The sequence below is a fragment of the Sphaerisporangium corydalis genome, assembly GCF_025506355.1.
GTDB lineage: Bacteria > Actinomycetota > Actinomycetes > Streptosporangiales > Streptosporangiaceae > Sphaerisporangium > Sphaerisporangium corydalis.
Map to the genome: position 1 here is coordinate 42,207 of NZ_JANZYP010000035.1, position 18,340 is coordinate 60,546.

Sequence of the window (18,340 nt, forward strand, 5' to 3'; positions counted from 1 at the left end):
TGTGCTCCCTTGGCATGAAGTGCTCCGTGCCGATCCCCCATAGCAGCGGCGGCAAGATTCTGCCACGTAGGACATCACTTAAGTATGGTTTTATGTCATTAGCCACGAGGGTCACTCATGTATCAAAACGGACACCCCGGGGTGATCGCACCACCCGGACACCTGGATAGGCTCTTGGGCATGCGATCGTGGTCCGCTCCGAACATCTCCCCTCTGCCCGGCGCCGGCCTTCCTCTCCGGCTGCACGACACCTCGGCCCGGGAGATCAGGGAGACCTCCCCGGGGCCCGCGGCGCGGATGTACGTGTGCGGCATCACCCCCTACGACGCCACCCACCTCGGGCACGCCAGCACCTACCTGGCGTTCGACCTGGTGAACCGGATGTGGCGGGACGCCGGGCACACCGTCCACTTCACGCAGAACGCCACCGACGTCGACGACCCCCTGCTGGAGCGCGCCGAGCAGACCGGCGTGCGCTGGCAGGACCTGGCCGAGAGGGAGATCGAGCTCTTCCGCACCGACATGGAGGCGCTGCGCGTCCTGCCGCCGGACGAGTACGTCGGCGTCACCGAGGTCGTCGGCCGGGTCGCCGCGCTGATCGAGCGGCTGAAGGACAAGGGCGCCACCTACGAGGTCGACGGCGACGTCTACTTCTCGGTCGCCGCCGCCCCGAAGTTCGGCGCCGTGTCGGGGTTCTCCGAGCAGCGAATGCTGGAGCTGTTCGCCGAGCGCGGCGGCGACCCCGCGCGCGAGGGCAAGCGCCACCCGCTCGACTGGCTGCTGTGGCGCGCCGAGCGCCCCGGCGAGCCGTCCTGGCCCTCGGCCTTCGGCCCTGGCCGGCCCGGCTGGCACATCGAGTGCACGACGATCGCCCTGGACTGCCTGGGCAGCGGGTTCGACGTCTCGGGCGGCGGCTCCGACCTGATCTTCCCGCACCACGAGATGGGCGCCAGCGAGGGGCACGTCGCCACGGGGGAGTGGCCGTTCGCCAAGGCGTACGTGCACTCCGGCATGGTCGGGCTCGACGGCGAGAAGATGTCGAAGTCCCGGGGGAACCTCGTGTTCGTCTCCCGCCTGCGGGCCGAGCACGACCCGATGGCGGTACGGCTGGCGCTGCTCGCCCACCACTACCGCTCCGACTGGGAGTGGACCGGCGACCAGATCGGCACCGCGGCCGAGCGGCTGGCACGCTGGCGCACGGCCACCGGCCTGCCCGCCGGGCCCGACGGGCGCGCGGTGCTCCAGGAGGTCAGGGAGCACATGGCCGGCGACCTGGACGCGCCCGCCGCCCTCGCGGCCATCGACACCTGGGCGGCCCGCGCCCTCGCCGGCGAGGCCACCGACACCGAGGCCCCCGCCCTGATCCACGCCACCGCCGACACCCTCCTCGGCATCGCCCTGTAGCCCACCCCGGCAGGTCAAGGGCGGGCGGTCAGTGCCCTGGCGGGTCGGGGGCGGGCGGTCAGTGCCCCGGCAGGTCGAGGGTGGGCGGTCGGCGGGTCGAGGGCGGGGGCGGTGCCCTGGCGGGTCGAGGGTGGGTGGTCAGTCGCCTGGCAGGAGGGTGCCGAGGGGGCCGAGGTCGAGGTTCAGGTCGGCGGGGGTCAGGTCGAAGCGCTCGCACAGCTCCGTCATCGCCTCCTCCAGCCGCATCAGCGTCAGCCCGAGCGTCTCGACCTGGGCGTCGGACAGGTCGCCCTGGTCCATCCGGTGGACGCACTGGCGCTCCACGAGCTGGCGTACCAGCTCCACCAGCGTGAGGACCAGCCGGGTCAGGTCGCGCTCGACCGTCTCGGGATCGGTCTCCAGATGCCACCGCCCCGACCGCGACTCCAGACCCCCCTCGCTCGCCCGTGGACGCCCTTCCGCGCGGTCGCCCGCTCGCGAGCGTCCTTCCGCACGGTCGCCTGTCCGTGGACGCCTCTCCGCGCGGTCGCCTGCTCGCGAACGCCCTTCCTCGCGGCCGTTCGCCCGTGGGCGTCCTTCCCCGCGATCGGTTGTCCGTGGGCGCCCTTCGGCGCGATCGCTTGTCCGTGGGCGCCCTTCGGCGCGGTCGCCGATGTGGGGGCGGTGCGGGGTGGGGTCAGAGGGGGGTGCCGCCATGGCGGACTCCCGTCTCCAGCGGCTCCGACGCCCGGACCGACATGATCAGCGCCCGCAGGGAGATGCGCACCAGGTCGATGTCGGCGATGGACAGCACCAGGTCACCGGTGATCACGACGCCGCCGGCCAGCAGCCGGTCGAGCAGGTCCACCAGCGCGACGCGCTCGGCGGGCAGCCGCCCCTCGGCCGCCAGCCCCGCCCCCCTCGGCGCGACCTCACGCCCCATCGCGACCCTCCCGGCCCTGACGGTCCTCGGGACCCCGGTGGTCCTCCTGGTCCTGGTGGGTCTCCCGGCCCTGACGATCGTCCGGACCCCGGTGGTCCTCCTGGTCCTGGTGGGTCTCCCGGCTCCGGCGGTCGTCCGGGCCCCGGTGGTCCTCCTGGTCAGGGTGGTCCTCCTCGTCAGGGTGGGTCTCCCGGCTCTGGGGGGCCTCGCGGGGGCGGCCGTCGGGTTCCAGGTCGGTGAAGGAGTACGGTGCCCAGGGGCCGGTCAGTTCGATCTCGATGCCGGGCTCGCGTAGCAGGTCGAGCAGGGCGGCGAACTCGTCGCGGCGGTCCTCCTCGACCAGGTAGGCGCCGTTCAGCAGCATCTGGTCGTCGCGGCCGGACAGTTGCGGGTCCTGCGGCCGGTGACGCCTGGTCGCGACCGAGACGTCCGCCAGGGTGCCGTGGACGCGCTCGGCGTGCTCGGCCGACCGCCGCCAGGCGTCGTCCCGGTCGCGCAGGCTCGCCTTGCGGCGCTTGAGGTAGTCGGTGCCCGGGCTGGCGCTCGCCGCAGGTTGGGGGGCGGCGGCGGGCCCGGCGGGCGGCGCGGCGGGGCGCTCGGCGTAGGCCTTGACGCCCCACTCCTGGCAGCCGGTCACCCGGGCCAGGACGGCGGCGAAGTCGTCGTGCCGCCGGTCGAGCATCTCGCGGACCTGGGCCTCGCCGCTGTACACCGTCACCAGCCGCACCGGGGCGGTCGGGGCGGTCCCGGCGACGGTCTCCACGACGTGGTGGTGGGCGCGGGCCGTCTCGCCGACCCAGTCCAGGTCCTCGAGCGACCGGCGCAGCGGTCCTTCCCCGAACTCGCCCAGGGGCACGGTGCTCACGTAGGCGAGCAGCCCGGCGTGCTCCACGGCGTGGACCGGGGCGCCCGCCACACCCGCCAGGCCGTCCAGCCCCGGCCCGGGGCCCGCGCGGGTGACCGCGTACAGGTAGGTGCCGGTGTCAGCCACCACGGTCCTCCCGACCGCCGGCACGGTACACGCCGCCCCGCCCACGCGCCCCGTTACCGCGCGCCTCGTCATCGCGGCCCCTGTCGAGCGCCTCGTCATCCCGGGCTCCGGTGCCTCCCGCCTCGTCCTCGCGGGACCTGCGGCGTGTCTCGTCCTCGCGGAACCTGCCGCGCGCCCCGTCATCGCGGGACCCGCGGCGCGTTTCGTCGCGGGCTCTGACGCGGGTTTCGTCGTCGTGGCCTCTGGCGTACGCGCCGTTGGCGCGGGCGGCCTCGATGGAGCGGGAGTCGCCGGACGTCAGGGCCTCAGGGCCCTCCTCCACGGCGGCGAGGCGGTGGCGCAGGCGCCGGTTCTCCTCGACCAGGTCGCGGTCCTTGGAGCTGAGCCACGGGTCGTGCTCCCACCAGTCGATGCCGAGCTCGCGCGCGGTGTCGACCGAGGCGATCAGCAGCCGCAGCTTGATGGTGAGCAGCTCGATGTCCAGGAGGTTCACCCGGATGTCGCCGACGATCACCACACCCCTGTCGAGGACCCGCTCCAGGATGTCGCCGAGGTTGCCCCCCGAGTCGCGCGCGGCGGGCGCACGCGACCCGTAGGACTGCGAGATGTTGGCCGGGCGCGTCGGGTCGGACATGTCAGTACGCTCCGCCCGAGTCGCCCTTGGCGCGCTTGAAGCACCGCACCCTGCGGTACGACACCAGGTCGCCGCCGGCGTCCAGGTCCACCGCGTAGATCGCCAGGGTGTCACCCGAGGACGGGACGCGGTGGTCCTCGACCACCTCGACCTCGACGGTCCAGCCGCCGTCCCCCGGCCGCACCATCGTGACCCCCTCGATGTCCTTGCCGGTCAGCTCGCCCATGTACCGCAGCCCCGACCGGCCGGCGGTGGCCGCCGTCAGGCGCGGAGGCGCCTCCCTGCGCGCCACCCGGCGCATCCTCGGCCGCTCCGGCTCCTCGCCGGCGAGCTCCTCGTCCGGCTCCTCGTCCAGCGACTCCCCGTCAGGAGACTCCTCGTCCAGGAGTTCGTCCCCGGGTTCCCCGTCGTCGAAGGGCTCCTCGTCCACGCCGTCGTCGTACTGGACGGAGTCGCCGGGGACGTATCCGCCGGCGCCCCGCTCACCGTGGGTTCTGCGACTCGCGGGCACGACATCACTTCCTTCCGCCGCCTCCCGGCTCCGGGCGGCGGCGCGCGGCTAGGAGATCATCCGCTGGAGGATCTCCTCCATGGCGGTGGCCGCCTCCTCCTCGGAGATGCGGCCGGCGGCCAGGGCCTCCTCCACCTCGTCGAGCTGCCGCCGCACGGCCGCCGGGTCGTGAAGCTGCTGGTCCACCTGTTCCTGTATCAGCTCACCGAGCCGGATCAGCACCTGGACGGGCGCGAGCGGCCAGCCGAAGAGCACACCGAACAACCCCATGACCTGGAACGACCTCCTACATTCGCGTCGAGACGAAGTCGTAGGGCGCCTGGGGGCCGAGCAGCCGCAACGTGACACGCCCCGCCCACCTGCGGCCGAACTCGTCCAGGGCCTTCTCGAACTCCTCCTGCCCGGCGGTCTCGACCAGGGCGGCCAGATGCGCCGCGTCCTCCTCGTGGGTCGGCTCGCGGATCACGATCGACACGGCGTGCGGGGCCAGCCCCTCGGCCAGCGCCTGGGTGTCGGCGTCGCGCTTGGCCTCGATCGCCTCGTTGATGATCTCCCCGAGCCGGATCCGCGCGTCCCACGTCGCGTCCTCGGGCATGCCGCGGACGCGGTCGCGCAGCTCGGCGGCCTCCGGGCTCTCCTGGAGCACCTCCCTGAGCACCGTCCCCTCCTCGTAGCGCGCCTTGACCACGTACTGGGCCCGGCCCTCCAGGCTTTCCAGCGCGGCGCGGAACTCGTCGTGGTGCGGCACCAGGAACTCCCTGACGATCGCCTCCGGGCTCTCCATGACCGCCCCGAAGCGCAGCGGGAGCACCGGCACCTCGGCGGCCACGTCGTCCAGCAGGTGCTGGTGGGCCATCAGGTCCTGGGGCTTGCCGAGCGGGCGGTTCAGGTGGAGGTCGCTGACCAGCGCCGCGATGTCCTGGTGGCGCACCAGCCTGATCTCCCCTGGCGGGTCCCCGACGCCGCGCGCCTCCGGCGTCAGCTCGATGTCCCCGGGCAGCACGCCGTAGATGTACGAGGCGACCGCCAGCCCGTCCCCGGACGCGCCCTCGGCCTCGCCGGTCCTGCGCGCGGCGCCGTCGCGCCGGGCCTCGCCGTTCGCGGGGGCCCGCTCCGGGGGCCGGGCCTTGCGGCCGTTCCCGCCGGGAACCCTCTCCCCGGCCTGACCGGTCTCGGGTGCGGACGGATCCCGCTTCGGCCGGCCGGTGCCGGGAACGGACGGGTCCTGCCCCGGCCGGCCGGTCTCCGGGACGGACGGGTCCTGTCGCGGACGGCCGGTGCCGGGGGCGGACGGGCCGCGCCTCGGTTCGGCGGTCTCGCGGGTGGCGGCGCCCTGGCGGGACCTCTCCGCCGAGGGCCCTGGGGTGGAGCGGGTCATCTCAGTCCTCCTCTCGCCTGCGCCTGCGGCGCGGCGCGGGTTCCTCGGCGGGCTCCATGAAGTCGCGGAGCTTGTCGCCCGCCGCCTCCAGGGCGCCCTGCGCGATGCCCTTGGTCTTGGACGAGGCGACGCCCTGCGTCATGTCCTGCATCACCTCGGGAAGGCCCTTCGACCCCTCCGCGAGGTCCAGCCGGTTCACCGCCTGGGCGAACCGCAGGTAGGTGTCGACGCTGGCCACCACGATGCGGGCGTTGATGGTCAGCAGCTCGATGCCCACCAGGGCCACGCTGACGTACACGTCGATGACCAGGCCCTTGTCCAGGATCGTGTCGATGACGTCGGCCAGCCCGCTGCCGCCGCCCGACGGCTTGCCCGCCGCCCCGCCCCCTGAGGGCTGCACGATGGTCATCGGCCCCACTCCTCGCTGTCGATCCGCGCGATGCCTCGGTGACCCGCTGTGCCGGCCATCTCAGCGTTCCTCGTCCTCGCCCCGCGCACGGCGGCGCGGCGGCGGGGTCTCCCCGGTCTCGGCGCGGCGGCGCCGGCGCGGGGGGGTCTCCTCGTCCCGGGCCTTGGCCCGCCGGCGCGGCGGCGGCGCGTCGTCCTCGTCGGAGGGCTCGGGCCTGCGGCGCGGTCGCTCGGCGGCGCCGTTCCCCGGCGCCTCCGCCTTGCCGTTGCCCGAGTGGCCCGCCGAGCCGTTGCCGGAGTGCCCCTTCGCGCCGTTCCCGGACGAGCCGTTCCCCGCCGAGCCGTTCCCGGCCGGCCGGTCCCCGCCCTCGCCGCCCCCTGCGGTGGCCCCGGCCTTCTCCTCGGACCCGCGCGACCGGCCGCGCCTGGCCCAGGGACGGCGCCGGCGCTTCTCGCCGGTGTCCGCCGCGGCCTCCTCCTCGTCCTTAGGTTCGCCCTCTTCGCCCTCTTCGCCCTCTTCGTCTCCGGGCTCGCCCTCGTCCTCCTCCTCGCCGCCGGTGGCCTCGTCCTCCTCGCCCTCGGGGGCCTGGTCCTCGGCGCCGCCCTCTTCTTCCCGCTCGCTCTCCTCGCGCTCGCGCTCCTCTTCCTCCTCGCGGACGGCGGTCTCGTGGTCCTTGACGACCTCGCCCTCGTGGATCACGCCGCGCCAGCCCTCGACCTCGTCGGGGTTCAGCAGCGATTGGGTCATCACGTACCGCCGGAAGTGCTTGAACTCCAGGCGGGCACGGCGGCCCTGCACGCGCCAGATGAGGCCGATGTGCTCCATCAGCCCCTTGGGGTGGTATTCGAGCACCATCAGGATCCGGGTCAGGTCCGGGGTGACGGAATGGAAGGTCAGCGCCCCGTCGACGTACCCCTTGGCCCCGCTGGACCGCCAGATGATCTTGTCGTCGGGCACCTGCTCGGAGATGGTGGACTGCCAGGTCCGCCGCGACCAGATGATCTTCGCCTGCCAGGTGAGCTTCTGGTCCTCGTCCTGGACGACCTTCTCGACCTTCTTCATGAAGCTCGGGAAGTCCTGGAACTGGGTCCACTGGTCGTAGACGATCCGGATCGGGGCGCCGACGTCCATCGTCTCGACGATGTTGAGGAACTTGAACTGCTTGCCCTTGGCGCCCCGCCCGCCGAACCCGAGCTTCTTCTTCAGGCCGCCCCACGCCATCTTGGCGAAGCCCTTGATCTTTCCCGTGCCGCCCTCGGACCCGGCGAGCTGGCCCAGCGTGTGGACCCCGTCGCCCTCGGCGATGCCGGTCAGCCGGTGGGTGGTCTGCTCGACCCGGCGCTTGACCGCCGACATCGCCAGCTTGCCCGCCATCCCGGCCAGGCCCCTGAGCTGCTGCTTGATCGGGTTCACCACCGAGGTGGCGCCGCCCTTGCCCTCGTCGGCCATCGGTCAGCCCCGTGTCCTGCGCACCGGCCGGGAGCGCGGCGTCGCCTGGTCGCGGACCACCCGGCCGCGCGGGGCGGGCTCGTCGTCCTCGTCATCGGGCTCGTCGTCGTCCTCGTCCTCCTCCACCGGGGCGCGCTTGGACGAGGCCCGGCCCCTGGCCGCGGGCGCGCGGCGCGCGGGCGGCTCCTCCTCTTCCTCCTCCTCCTCCTCTTCGTACTCGTCGTACGGCTCTTCCTCGTCTTCGTCTTCGTCCTCGTCCTCGGCGGGACGGATCCGGGACTTGGCGCCCCGCACCCCGCCGGCCGCCTTGTCCCGCACGCCCTTCACGCCGCCTCGCGCCGTCTTCGTCACGCCCTCGGCCGCGTCCTCGACGGCGTCCTCCAGGCCCGCGGCGACGTCGGCCGCGTGCTGCAGGGCCTCGGCCCGCGCCTGGAGCTTGTCGCTCAGCGAGCTGACCTGCCTGGTCGCGGCGGCCTTCGCGGCGGCCTTGCCGGCCTGGAACAGCTCGCCCCGGACGCTGGTCACGATCTTCTCAAGCTCGGGGGAGGAGCTGATCAGCTTCATCCCCTGTCCCAGCAGGTGCCCGCCGGCCCCGCCGAGGCGGCCGGTCGCCCCGGCCGTGGCCAGCGCGATGGCGAGCTTGAACTTCCGGTGCCGGCCGAGGAGGTAGCCCAGGGCAACGGCTACGGCCACTTTCAGTCCGCCTGTCACGACTGCCTCCTTCATCGGCCATCCCAATCGTTGGTGGCCCTACCCCCCCCATCTGTGCATACAACGCTCGTTGCCGGAAAAAGGAGACATAGCACGCACAGAACGTAAGGTTCGGTGCGAATGCCGGAAAACGCCGTCCACGCGGACGGAGACGAAGGGCCTACGCCATCGCGGCGAAGAAGCGCTCCCGCTCCTCGGCGGGGAGCCGGTCGCTGAACAGGACGCCGTCGAGGTGGTCCACCTCGTGCTGGAGCACCCTGGCCAGCATCCCGAGCGCCCGTACGGTCACCGGCTTGCCGTGCATGTCGCGGCCCCGGGCCACCACCGAGTAGGAACGCTCCAGCGGCCACCACATGTCCGGGGCCGACAGGCACGCCTCGTCGGCCACGATGGCGCGCTCGGACAGTTCGAGCCGGGGGTTCACCAGGTGCCCCGACCTGCCGTCCAGCTCGAAGACCAGCACGCGGAGCGACACGCCGAGCTGGGGGGCCGCGAGTCCCGCCCGGCCCGAGCCCGCGCGGGTGGTGGCCAGCAGCGACTTGACCAGCTCCCGGAGGGGACGGTCGAAGGCCGTCACCGGGGCGGCCACGGCCCGGAGCACGGGGTCGGAGAAGAGCCTGATCGGCTGGACGCTGGTCATGCCCGCTCCCAGGGGTGACGTCGACCGGTGGAAGGTTCCCCAGGGGAATTCCCGGTCTGGCCCGAGCGCAATCTCTGTTAAAAGCGTGTTGCCTCCGTGATGCCTGTGGATCACATGTTTCAGCGGTGCGTCAGAAGTAACCCCGATATCCGACGGCCGTCGCGAGGGGGTGTGATCTCCCGAAATACCGTCTGAAATGCCCGTTCCCTAGCCATGCAGGAGGAACAGTGACGGTGACGGAGGCGGCGCGTAAGGCGCCCGCGAGAGGCCGCTGGATAGCCGACTGGCACCCCGACGACCCCGGATTCTGGGCGAGCCGGGGCAAAAGCGTGGCCCGCAGGAACCTCGTGTTCTCGATCCTCGCCGAGCACCTCGGCTTCACGCTGTGGACCGTATGGAGCATCGTCGCCGTGAAACTCGGCGCCTACCGGTTCTCCACCGACCAGCTCTTCTGGCTGGTGTCGCTGCCCAACCTGGTCGGGTCGGCCCTGCGGCTGCCCTACACGTTCGCCCCCGCCCGGTTCGGCGGCCGGAACTGGACCGTGGTCAGCGCCCTGCTGCTGCTCGTGCCCGCCGTCCTGCTGGCCGTCGCGGTGAACGACCCGGGCACGCCGTACTGGGCGTTCCTGCTCATCGCCGCCACCGCCGGCCTCGGCGGCGGCAACTTCGCCTCCAGCATGGCCAACATCACCTACTTCTACCCCGAGCGGGAGCAGGGCTGGGCGCTCGGCCTGAACGCCGCAGGAGGCAACATCGGCGTCAGCTCCGTCCAGCTCCTCATGCCGCTGGTGATCGCCGGGTTCGGGCTGGCGGCGGCCGGGCTGTTCTGGGTGCCGTTCATCGCGGTCGCCGCGGCCGGCGCGTTCTTCTTCATGGACAACCTCACCTCCGCTAAGGCGAGCGCGCGGGAACAGCTCAAGATTGCCGGTCGGGCGCAGACCTGGATCATGTCCCTGCTGTACATCGGCACCTTCGGCTCGTTCATCGGCTACACCACCGCCTTCCCGCTGCTCATCAAGAGCCAGTTCCCCGAGCACCCCTCCGCGGTCACCTGGGCCTTCCTCGGGGCGCTGGTCGGCTCGCTGGTCAGGCCGCTCGGCGGCAGGCTGTCGGACCGGCTCGGCGGCTCGCGGGTCACCCTCGGGAACTTCGCCGCCATGGGGGTGGCGATCGCCCTGGTCGGGACCGGCCTGAGCACCCACGGCTTCGCCCTGTTCTTCGGCGCCTACCTGCTGCTGGTGGCGCTGACCGGCGTCGGCAACGGCTCCACCTACCGGATGATCCCCGCGATCTTCCGTGCCAAGGCGCTCGAAGGCGTCCCCGCGGGCGACGAGGCGGCGCGCGCGGCGGCCCTGGTGACCGGCAGGCGGAACAGCTCGGCGGCCATCGGGATCATCTCGGCCGTCGGCGCCTTCGGCGGGTTCTTCATCAACCGGGGCTTCGGCACCTCGATCGCGGCCACCGGGGGTGCCGGGGCCGCCCTGGTGGCGTTCGCCTGCTTCTACGCCGTCTGTGCCGCGCTCACCTGGTTCTGCTACGTGCGCACGGCCGGCTCGCGGCTCGCGCCCGGCCTGGCCGCCGCCCGCGTCTGACCCTCCGCACGTGGCGTCCGGGGCGATGTGCGCACATCGGGCCAGCCCCGGATGTGAACACGGTTGGCGGCTTGTAGCACAGAGGTAACAGGAGAGACCCAACGGTGAAACGGCCTGAAAGCACCATCGGATCCATGTCGGTCTCACTTTCCCCTCCCGCGCCTGTGATGGCGCCGGTCCATCAGGGGGAGGCGACCCACTGCCCGTACTGCGCCCTGCAGTGCGGAATGTACGTGAGCGAGGACGCGGGCGGCGCGATCACCATCACCCCCAGGCACGACGTCCCGGCCAACGACGGGGCGCTCTGCCAGAAGGGGTGGACGGCGGCCGCCCTGCTGACCGGCGGCGCCCGCCTCACCACGCCGCTCGCACGCGCGAGCCGCGCCGGCCCGCTCGTCCCGGTGAGCTGGGACGACGCCCTGGACCGCGTCGCGGCGGGACTGCGGGCCGTCCAGGACGAGCACGGGCCCGACGCCGCGGCGGTGTTCGGCGGCGGGGGGCTCACCAACGAGAAGGCGTACCTGCTCGGCAAGTTCGCCCGCGTGGCGCTGCGGACCGGCCAGATCGACTACAACGGCCGGTTCTGCATGTCCTCGGCCGCCGCCGCCGCCAATCGCGCGTTCGGGATGGACCGTGGCCTGCCGTTCCCGATCACCGACATCGCCGGAGCGGACACGGTCATGATGGCCGGCGGCAACGTCGCCGAGACCATGCCGCCGTTCCTGCGCCACCTGCGCGGCGCCCTGGTCGTCATCGACCCGAGGCGGACCCGCACCGCCGGCCGCGCCACCCTGCACCTGCAGCCCGCCCCCGGCACCGACCTGGCGCTGGCCCTCGGCATGCTGCACATCGCCGTCACCGAGGGGTACGCCGACCAGGACTACATCGCCGCGCGCACCAGCGGGTTCGCCGAGGCGCGCGCGTCGGTGGCGACGTGGTGGCCCGAACGCGCCGAACGCGTCACCGGCGTGCCGGTGGCCCGGATGCGCGAGGCCGTCCACCTGCTCGGCGACGCGGGCAAGGCCATGATCATCACCGGCCGGGGCGCCGAGCAGCACGCCAAGGGCGCCGACACGGTGACCGCGTACATCAACCTGGCGCTCGCGCTCGGCCTGCCGGGGCGGCCGGGCTCGGGCTACGGCTGCCTGACCGGCCAGGGCAACGGCCAGGGCGGCCGCGAGCACGGCCAGAAGGCCGACCAGCTCCCCGGCTACCGCCGCATCGACGACCCCGCGGCGCGCGCGCACGTCGCCGCCGTCTGGGGGGTCGACCCCGCCGACCTGCCCGGTCCCGGCCGCTCGGCCTACGAGCTGCTGGACGCCCTCGGCACCGAAGGCGGGCCGAAGGCGCTGCTGGTGTTCGGCTCCAACCCGGCGGTGTCGGCGCCCCGCGCCGGCCACGTCGCCGGGCGGCTCGCCGCGCTGGACCTGCTGGTGGTCTGCGACTTCGTGCTCTCGGAGACCGCCGCGATGGCCGACGTCGTGCTGCCCACCACCCAGTGGGCCGAGGAGCACGGCACGATGACCAACCTGGAAGGCAGGGTCCTGCTGCGCCGCCAGGCCGTCGCTCCGCCCTCGGGGGTGCGGAGCGACCTGGCGGTCATCAACGGCCTGGCCGCGCGCCTCGGCCACGCCGACGGCTTCTCCGCCGACCCCGGGACGGTGTTCGACGAGCTGCGCCGGGCCAGCGCAGGAGGGGTGGCCGACTACTCGGGCATCACCTACGAGCGGATCGCCGCCGGCCCCGGCCTGTTCTGGCCCGTCCCCGCCGAGGACCACCCCGGCACGCCGCGCCCGTTCCTCGACCGGTTCCCCACCCCCGACGGGCGCGCCCGGTTCGTCCCCGTCGACCACCGGCCGCCCGCCGAGGACGTCGACGAGGACTACCCGTACTACCTGACCACCGGCCGCGTCCTCGCGCACTACCAGAGCGGCGCGCAGACCCGCAGGATCGCCGCGCTGAACGAGGCGTCCCCGGGCCCCTACGTCGAGCTCCACCCCGACCTGGCCGAACGCCTGGAGGTCGTCTCCGGCGACCTGGTCAGGGTGTCCAGCCGCCGGGGGACCACCGAGGCCCCCGCCAGGGTCGGCCCCGCGATCCGCCGCGACACGGTGTTCATGCCCTTCCACTGGGCGGGCGCCAACCTGCTCACCAACCCGGCGCTGGACCCGCTGTCGCGGATGCCGGAGTTCAAGGTCTGCGCCGTGCGCGTCGAGCGCGCCGTCCCGGACGCCGCGCGCGCGGCGGACGCGCGGGCCGATCGGGGGCGGGCGTGAGGATCGTCATCGTCGGCAACGGCATGGCCGGCTCCCGGCTGGCCGCCGAGATACGCGCGCGGGACAAGGACGCCAGGGTCACGGTGTTCGGCGCCGAGACCCGCGCCCCCTACAACAGGGTGCTGCTGTCCAACGTGCTCGCCGGCACCGCGGGCCCCGAACAGGTGTGCCTGCCCACCCCGGCCGAGGGCGTCGACACCCGGCTCGGCGTCACGGTCACCGAAATCGACAGGGCCGCGCGCACGGTCCGCACCGCCGACGGCGGCGGCGAACCGTACGACGTCCTGGTGCTGGCCACCGGCAGCGAACCGGTCGTGCCCCCGATCCCCGGCGCCACCCGGGCCATCGCCTTCCGCACCATGGACGACTGCGACCGCATCCTCGGCGCGGCGGCGACCGCCACCACGGCGGTCGTGATCGGCGGCGGCCTGCTCGGCGTCGAGGCGGCCCGTGGCCTTTCCGGGCGCGGCATGCCGGTCACCCTGCTGCACGTGGCCGGGCACCTGATGGACCGCCAGCTCGACGCCGAGGCCGGCCTGGTGCTCGGCGAGGCGCTCGCCGGGCTCGGCGTGACCGTCAGGACCGGCGCGCGCGCCGCCGCCGTCCACCCCCACGGGGTGGAGCTGAGCACCGGCGAGGTGCTCGCCTCGGAACTGGTGGTGCTCGCCTGCGGGGTGCGCCCGGTGACCGGCCTGGCCAGGGACGCCGGCCTCCCGGTCGGCCGCGGGATCATCGTGGACGACCGGCTGCGCACCGCCGACCCGGCGATCTACGCCATCGGCGAGTGCGCCCAGCACGACGGCACCGTCTACGGCCTGGTGGCGCCCGCGTGGGAGCAGGCCGCCGTGGTGGCCGACCTGGTCACCGGCGCCGGCCCCGCCGCCAGATACCGGGGCTCGCGCCTGGTCACCCGGCTCAAGGCCAGGAGCGTCGAGCTGGCCGCGATGGGGGAGACCCACCTGACCGAGGAGTCCGCGGGCACCGTCGAGGTCGTCCGCTTCACCCACCGGGCCCGTGGCATCTACCGCAAGCTCGTGATCAGGGACGACCGCCTGGTCGGCGCGATCCTGCTCGGCGAGACCCCGGCGGTGGGGACGCTCACCCACCTCTACGACCGGGGCGGCCCGCTCCCCGTCGACCCGGCCGGGCTGCTGTTCCCCGGCCAGGACGCCGCGCCGCGCGCCGACAGCCCCGTCCGCATGCCGGACGCCGCCCGGGTGTGCGAGTGCAACAACGTGACCAAAGGAAGGATCCGCGCCTGCTGGGAGGCGGGCGCCCGCGACACCGAGGCCGTCGTCGCGGCCACCAGGGCCACGACCGGCTGCGGAAGCTGCCGCGACGCGGTCGAAGGGATCATCGGCTGGCTGTGCCGGCAGGAGGAGGTCCGCGCGTGAGGATCGTCGTGGCAGGATACGGGCCGGCGGCCCACCGGTTCGCCGAGACGCTGGCCGCGCGGGGGTTCACCGGCGGGCTCACCCTCATCGGGGAGGAACCGAGGAGCGCCTACGACCGGGTGGCCCTGACCTCCTATCTGTCCGGGCGGCCGGGCACCGGCGCCGAGGACCTCACCTACCCCGTCCCGCCCGCGGTGACCGCCGTGCGGCTGGCCGACCGGGTGACCGCGATCGACAGGGCCCGCCGCGCGGTGACCACCGCGAGCGGGCACGAGGAGCCGTACGACGTCCTGGTCCTCGCCACCGGGTCGGCGCCGTTCGTCCCCCCGGTGCCCGGCGCGGAGCGGGCCTTCGTCTACCGCACCATCGAGGACCTGCGGGCCATCCGCGCCGCCTCCGAGCACGCCACGACGGGCGTGGTCGTCGGCGGCGGGCTGCTCGGCCTGGAGGCCGCCGACGCGCTGCGCGGGCTCGGCCTGGCGACGCACGTCGTCGAGATGGGCGGCTGGCTCATGCCCCGCCAGGTCGACGAGGGCGGCGGCGCGGTGCTCCGGGGGCACATCGAGCGGCTCGGCCTCACGGTGCACACCGGCACCGGCCTGGACCGGATCGAACCCGGCCGGGTGGTGCTCGCCGACGGCACCGTCATCGACGCCGGCGTCGTGGTGCTGTCGGCCGGCGTCCGGCCGAGGGACGAGCTGGCCCGCGCGGCCGGCCTCGACGTCGGCCCGCGCGGCGGCGTCGTCGTGGACGAGGGGATGCGCACCTCCGACCCGGCCGTCTACGCCGTGGGGGAGTGCGCCCTGGCGGGCGGCATGGTCTACGGGCTCGTCGGGCCCTGCAACACCATGGCCGAGGTGGCCGCCGACCGCGTGCTCGGCGGCGCCGCCGCGTTCACCGGCGCCGACCTGTCGGCCAAGCTCAAACTGCTCGGCGTGGACGTGGCCAGCTTCGGGCAACTGTCCGGCGCGCTGGACGTGACCTACATGGACCCGGTGGCCGGCGTCTACAAGAAGCTGTTCATCAGCGACGACGCCCGCACCCTGCTGGGCGGCGTCTGCGTCGGCGACGCCGCGCCGTACGCGCTGCTGCGCCCGATGGTCGGCAGCGAGCTGACCGCCCAGCCGAGCGACCTGCTGTTCGCCGGGGCACAGGGCGCCGGCCCCGACGGCGCGGGCTACCCCGACGACGCGCAGGTGTGCTCCTGCAACAACGTCACCAAGGGAGAGATCCGCTCGGCCATCGCCGAGCAGGGGCTGACCGACGTCGCGGGCGTGAAGAAGTGCACCCGCGCGGGCGCGAGCTGCGGCAGCTGCGTGCCCGCCCTGGTGTCGATCCTCGCCGCCGAGGGGGTGGCCACCGGCAAGGCGCTGTGCGAGCACTTCCCCTACAGCAGGCCGGAGCTGTTCGAGATCGTGCGGGTGCGCGGCATCGGGACGTTCTCCCAGCTCATCGCCGAGCACGGCCAGGGGCGCGGGTGCGAGGTGTGCAAGCCCGCCGTGGCCTCGATCCTGGCCTCGCTGAACGGCGGGCACGTCCTTGAGGGCGAGCGGGCGGCGCTGCAGGACACCAACGACCACTTCCTCGCCAACATCCAGAAGAACGGCACCTACTCGGTGGTGCCGCGCATCCCCGGCGGCGAGATCACCCCCGAGAAGCTCATCGTGATCGGGGAGGTCGCCCGCGACTTCGGCCTCTACACCAAGATCACCGGCGGCCAGCGGATCGACCTGTTCGGGGCGCGGGTCGAGGAGCTACCGAAGATCTGGAAGCGGCTGGTCGACGCCGGGTTCGAGTCCGGGCACGCCTACGGCAAGGCGCTGCGCACGGTGAAGTCCTGCGTGGGCTCCACCTGGTGCCGCTACGGCGTCCAGGACTCGGTCGGCATGGCCATCGCCCTGGAACTGCGGTACCGGGGCCTGCGCTCCCCCCACAAGATCAAGTCCGCGGTGTCGGGGTGCGCCCGCGAGTGCGCCGAGGCCCGCAGCAAGGACTTCGGCATCATCGCCACCGAGAACGGCTGGAACCTGTACGTCGGCGGCAACGGCGGGTTCAAGCCGCGCCACGCCGACCTGCTGGCCCAGGACCTGTCCGACGACGAGCTGATCCGCGTCATCGACCGGTTCCTGATGTTCTACATCCGCACCGCCGACCGGCTCCAGCGCACCGCCGCCTGGATCGAGGCCATCGGCCTCGGCCACCTCCGCGAAGTGATCATCGAGGACTCCCTCGGCATCTGCGCCGACCTCGACGCGGGAATGGAACGACACGTCAACGACTACTTCGACGAGTGGAGCGCCACAATCGCCGACCCCGAGAAACTGCGCCGGTTCGTCAGCTTCGTCAACGCGCCGGGCACCCCCGACCCCTCGATCGTCTTCGAGACCGAACGCGACCAGATCAAACCCGTCCTGCTGGAGGTGACCCGCCGATGACCACGGTACAGAGCGTTGAGGCGCCCACCGGAGCCGCGCGGAACTGGATCCCGATCTGCGCCCACGCGGACCTGATCCCCGAGCGCGGCGCCGCCGCCCTGGTGCGCGGCCGCCAGATCGCGGTGTTCCGCGCCTTCGACGGGCACCTGTACGCCGTCGGCAACCGCGACCCCTACAGCGGCGCGTACGTGATCTCGCGCGGCATCGTCGGCACCCGCGGCGAGGAGCCGGTCGTGGCCACGCCCATGCACAAGCAGGTCTTCTCCCTGGTCACCGGTGTCTGCCTGGACGATCCGGCGACGGCGGTACCCATCTATCCGACCCGTGTCACCAACGGCACCGTGGAGGTGAGCGTGGAATGACGGCCGCGCTTCTGGACGATCCCCTGACCAGCCCCGAGACGGCGCCCGACGCCCTGGCGGGGTTCACCATCGGGGTGACCGCGACCCGCAGGCGCGAGGAGTTCGCGGCCCTGCTGGAACGGAGGGGCGCCCGCGTCGTGCGGGCCCCCGCGATCCGCCTGGTGCCGCTCCCCGAGGACGCCGACCTGCTGGCGGCCACCCGCGAGTCCCTGGAGGGCCCGGTCCACGACGTCGTGGTCACCACGGGCGTCGGGTTCCGCGGCTGGATGGCCGCCGCCGAGGGCTGGGGGCTGTCCACCGACCTCGCCGACCACCTCGCGGCGGCGCGGCTGCTCCCCCGGGGACCGAAGGCCCGGGGCGCGGTGCGCGCCGCCGGGCTGAACGACCACTGGACCCCGCTCACCGAGTCCTGCGAGGAGATCAAGCAGTACCTCCTCGGCCAGGACCTGCGCGGGCGGCGCATCGTGGTCCAGCTCCACGGCGAGCCGCTGACCGGGTTCGTGGCCGCCCTGCGCGCGGCCGGCGCCACGGTGATCGAGGTGCCGGTCTACCGCTGGCTGCCCTACCGCGACACCTCGCCACTGCGCCGCCTGATCACCCAGGCCATCTCGGGGTCGGTGGACGCCGTGGCGTTCACCAGCGCCCCCGCCGTGCTGGCGATGCTGAACGCCGCCCGCGCGGAGAGCCTGGAGGACACGCTCATCGCCGCCTTCCGCGGGCCGGTGGTGGCGGCCTGCGTCGGGCCGGTCACCGCGGCGCCGCTGCTGGCCCAGGGGGTGCCGGTGATCCAGCCCGAGCGCTCCCGCCTCGGCGCCCTGGCCCGCACCCTGGCCCGCCACCTGCCCGAGCACAGCGTCACCAGGGTCACCGCAGGCGCCCACGAGCTGGAGATCCGGGGGCACGCGGTCGCCGTCGACGGCGAGCTCAAACCGCTCCCGCCCGCGCCCATGGCGGTGCTCAAGCGCCTCGCGGAGCGGCCCGGCCACGTCGTGCCCCGCTCCGAACTGCGCGTCGTGCTGCCCGGCGGCCCCTCCAGGGACTCCGCCGAGCACGCGGTCGAGATGGCGGTCACCCGCCTGCGCCGCGCGCTCGGGCCCTCGGGCATCGTGGAGACCGTCGTCAAGCGCGGCTACCGGCTGGCCTGCGACCGGGTGGACGCCCGATGACGCGACCGCACGGGCCGGGAGACCGGCAGGCGCGTTCGCGTCGGCCGGTGCGTCTGCATCGGCTGG

At 73.6% G+C, this 18,340-nt stretch carries 18 protein-coding genes; 7 read left to right on the forward strand and 11 right to left on the reverse strand.

The window, feature by feature from the left end; all coding sequences use genetic code 11:
• Positions 1–174 precede the first annotated feature (174 nt).
• A complete protein-coding gene (mshC, locus tag NYZ98_RS23115; protein WP_262844963.1) occupies positions 175–1,404 on the forward strand; it encodes a cysteine--1-D-myo-inosityl 2-amino-2-deoxy-alpha-D-glucopyranoside ligase in 1,230 nt (409 codons plus the stop codon).
• Positions 1,405–1,542: 138 nt separating this feature from the next.
• Here mshC and gvpK read toward each other — a convergent pair whose 3' ends face one another.
• The 11 genes from gvpK to NYZ98_RS23170 form a co-directional block, all read right to left on the reverse strand.
• Positions 1,543–2,100, reverse strand: a complete 558-nt coding sequence (gvpK, locus tag NYZ98_RS23120) for a gas vesicle protein K (RefSeq protein WP_262844964.1) — start codon at positions 2,098–2,100, stop codon at positions 1,543–1,545.
• Complete coding sequence (locus NYZ98_RS23125) at positions 2,081–2,326, reverse strand: gas vesicle protein (RefSeq protein WP_262844965.1); 246 nt, start codon at positions 2,324–2,326, stop codon at positions 2,081–2,083. The genes gvpK and NYZ98_RS23125 overlap by 20 nt, the downstream gene beginning before the upstream one ends.
• A complete protein-coding gene (locus NYZ98_RS23130) occupies positions 2,316–3,317 on the reverse strand; it encodes a GvpL/GvpF family gas vesicle protein (RefSeq protein WP_262844966.1) in 1,002 nt (333 codons plus the stop codon). The genes NYZ98_RS23125 and NYZ98_RS23130 overlap by 11 nt, the downstream gene beginning before the upstream one ends.
• Positions 3,310–3,951, reverse strand: coding sequence for a gas vesicle protein (gene gvpJ, locus NYZ98_RS23135; protein WP_262844967.1), 642 nt, complete (start codon positions 3,949–3,951; stop codon positions 3,310–3,312). The genes NYZ98_RS23130 and gvpJ (NYZ98_RS23135) overlap by 8 nt, the downstream gene beginning before the upstream one ends.
• A 1-nt stretch (position 3,952) precedes the next feature.
• Positions 3,953–4,462 (reverse strand): gas vesicle protein, encoded by a 510-nt coding sequence (gvpO, locus tag NYZ98_RS23140; RefSeq protein ID WP_262844971.1) that lies wholly within the window; start codon positions 4,460–4,462, stop codon positions 3,953–3,955.
• A gap of 48 nt (positions 4,463–4,510) precedes the next feature.
• Positions 4,511–4,732 (reverse strand): gas vesicle protein GvpG, encoded by a 222-nt coding sequence (locus tag NYZ98_RS23145; protein ID WP_262844972.1) that lies wholly within the window; start codon positions 4,730–4,732, stop codon positions 4,511–4,513.
• Positions 4,733–4,748: 16 nt separating this feature from the next.
• A complete protein-coding gene (locus tag NYZ98_RS23150; protein WP_262844973.1) occupies positions 4,749–5,840 on the reverse strand; it encodes a GvpL/GvpF family gas vesicle protein in 1,092 nt (363 codons plus the stop codon).
• Between the two features lies 1 nt (position 5,841).
• The gene (gene gvpJ / locus NYZ98_RS23155) at positions 5,842–6,249 is read right to left on the reverse strand and encodes a gas vesicle protein GvpJ (protein WP_262844974.1); all 408 of its coding nucleotides are present in this window, start codon (positions 6,247–6,249) and stop codon (positions 5,842–5,844) included.
• 60 nt (positions 6,250–6,309) lie between these two features.
• Positions 6,310–7,698: an SRPBCC family protein gene (locus tag NYZ98_RS23160; RefSeq protein WP_262844975.1), complete on the reverse strand. Its 1,389-nt coding sequence runs from the start codon at positions 7,696–7,698 to the stop codon at positions 6,310–6,312.
• A 3-nt stretch (positions 7,699–7,701) separates the two neighbouring features.
• Positions 7,702–8,409, reverse strand: coding sequence for a hypothetical protein (locus NYZ98_RS23165; RefSeq protein ID WP_262844976.1), 708 nt, complete (start codon positions 8,407–8,409; stop codon positions 7,702–7,704).
• Between the two features lie 160 nt (positions 8,410–8,569).
• Entirely contained in the window at positions 8,570–9,049 is a 480-nt protein-coding gene (locus NYZ98_RS23170) for a peptide deformylase (RefSeq protein WP_262844977.1), read from the reverse strand.
• Between the two features lie 227 nt (positions 9,050–9,276).
• On the opposite strand from NYZ98_RS23170, the gene NYZ98_RS23175 reads away from it, so the two are divergent.
• The 6 genes from NYZ98_RS23175 to NYZ98_RS23200 all read left to right on the forward strand — a co-directional run bounded on the left by NYZ98_RS23175 (position 9,277) and on the right by NYZ98_RS23200 (position 18,274).
• The gene (locus tag NYZ98_RS23175; protein WP_262844978.1) at positions 9,277–10,641 is read left to right on the forward strand and encodes an MFS transporter; all 1,365 of its coding nucleotides are present in this window, start codon (positions 9,277–9,279) and stop codon (positions 10,639–10,641) included.
• Between the two features lie 134 nt (positions 10,642–10,775).
• Positions 10,776–12,917 (forward strand): molybdopterin oxidoreductase family protein, encoded by a 2,142-nt coding sequence (locus NYZ98_RS23180; protein ID WP_262844979.1) that lies wholly within the window; start codon positions 10,776–10,778, stop codon positions 12,915–12,917.
• A complete protein-coding gene (locus tag NYZ98_RS23185) occupies positions 12,914–14,311 on the forward strand; it encodes an FAD-dependent oxidoreductase (RefSeq protein WP_262844980.1) in 1,398 nt (465 codons plus the stop codon). The genes NYZ98_RS23180 and NYZ98_RS23185 overlap by 4 nt, the downstream gene beginning before the upstream one ends.
• Entirely contained in the window at positions 14,308–16,746 is a 2,439-nt protein-coding gene (nirB, locus tag NYZ98_RS23190; protein WP_262844981.1) for a nitrite reductase large subunit NirB, read from the forward strand. Before NYZ98_RS23185 ends, nirB begins: the two co-directional genes overlap by 4 nt.
• Positions 16,743–17,108 (forward strand): nitrite reductase small subunit NirD, encoded by a 366-nt coding sequence (gene nirD / locus NYZ98_RS23195; RefSeq protein ID WP_262844982.1) that lies wholly within the window; start codon positions 16,743–16,745, stop codon positions 17,106–17,108. The genes nirB and nirD overlap by 4 nt, the downstream gene beginning before the upstream one ends.
• Positions 17,105–18,274, forward strand: a complete 1,170-nt coding sequence (locus NYZ98_RS23200) for a uroporphyrinogen-III synthase (RefSeq protein ID WP_262844983.1) — start codon at positions 17,105–17,107, stop codon at positions 18,272–18,274. The genes nirD and NYZ98_RS23200 overlap by 4 nt, the downstream gene beginning before the upstream one ends.
• Positions 18,275–18,340 lie beyond the last annotated feature (66 nt).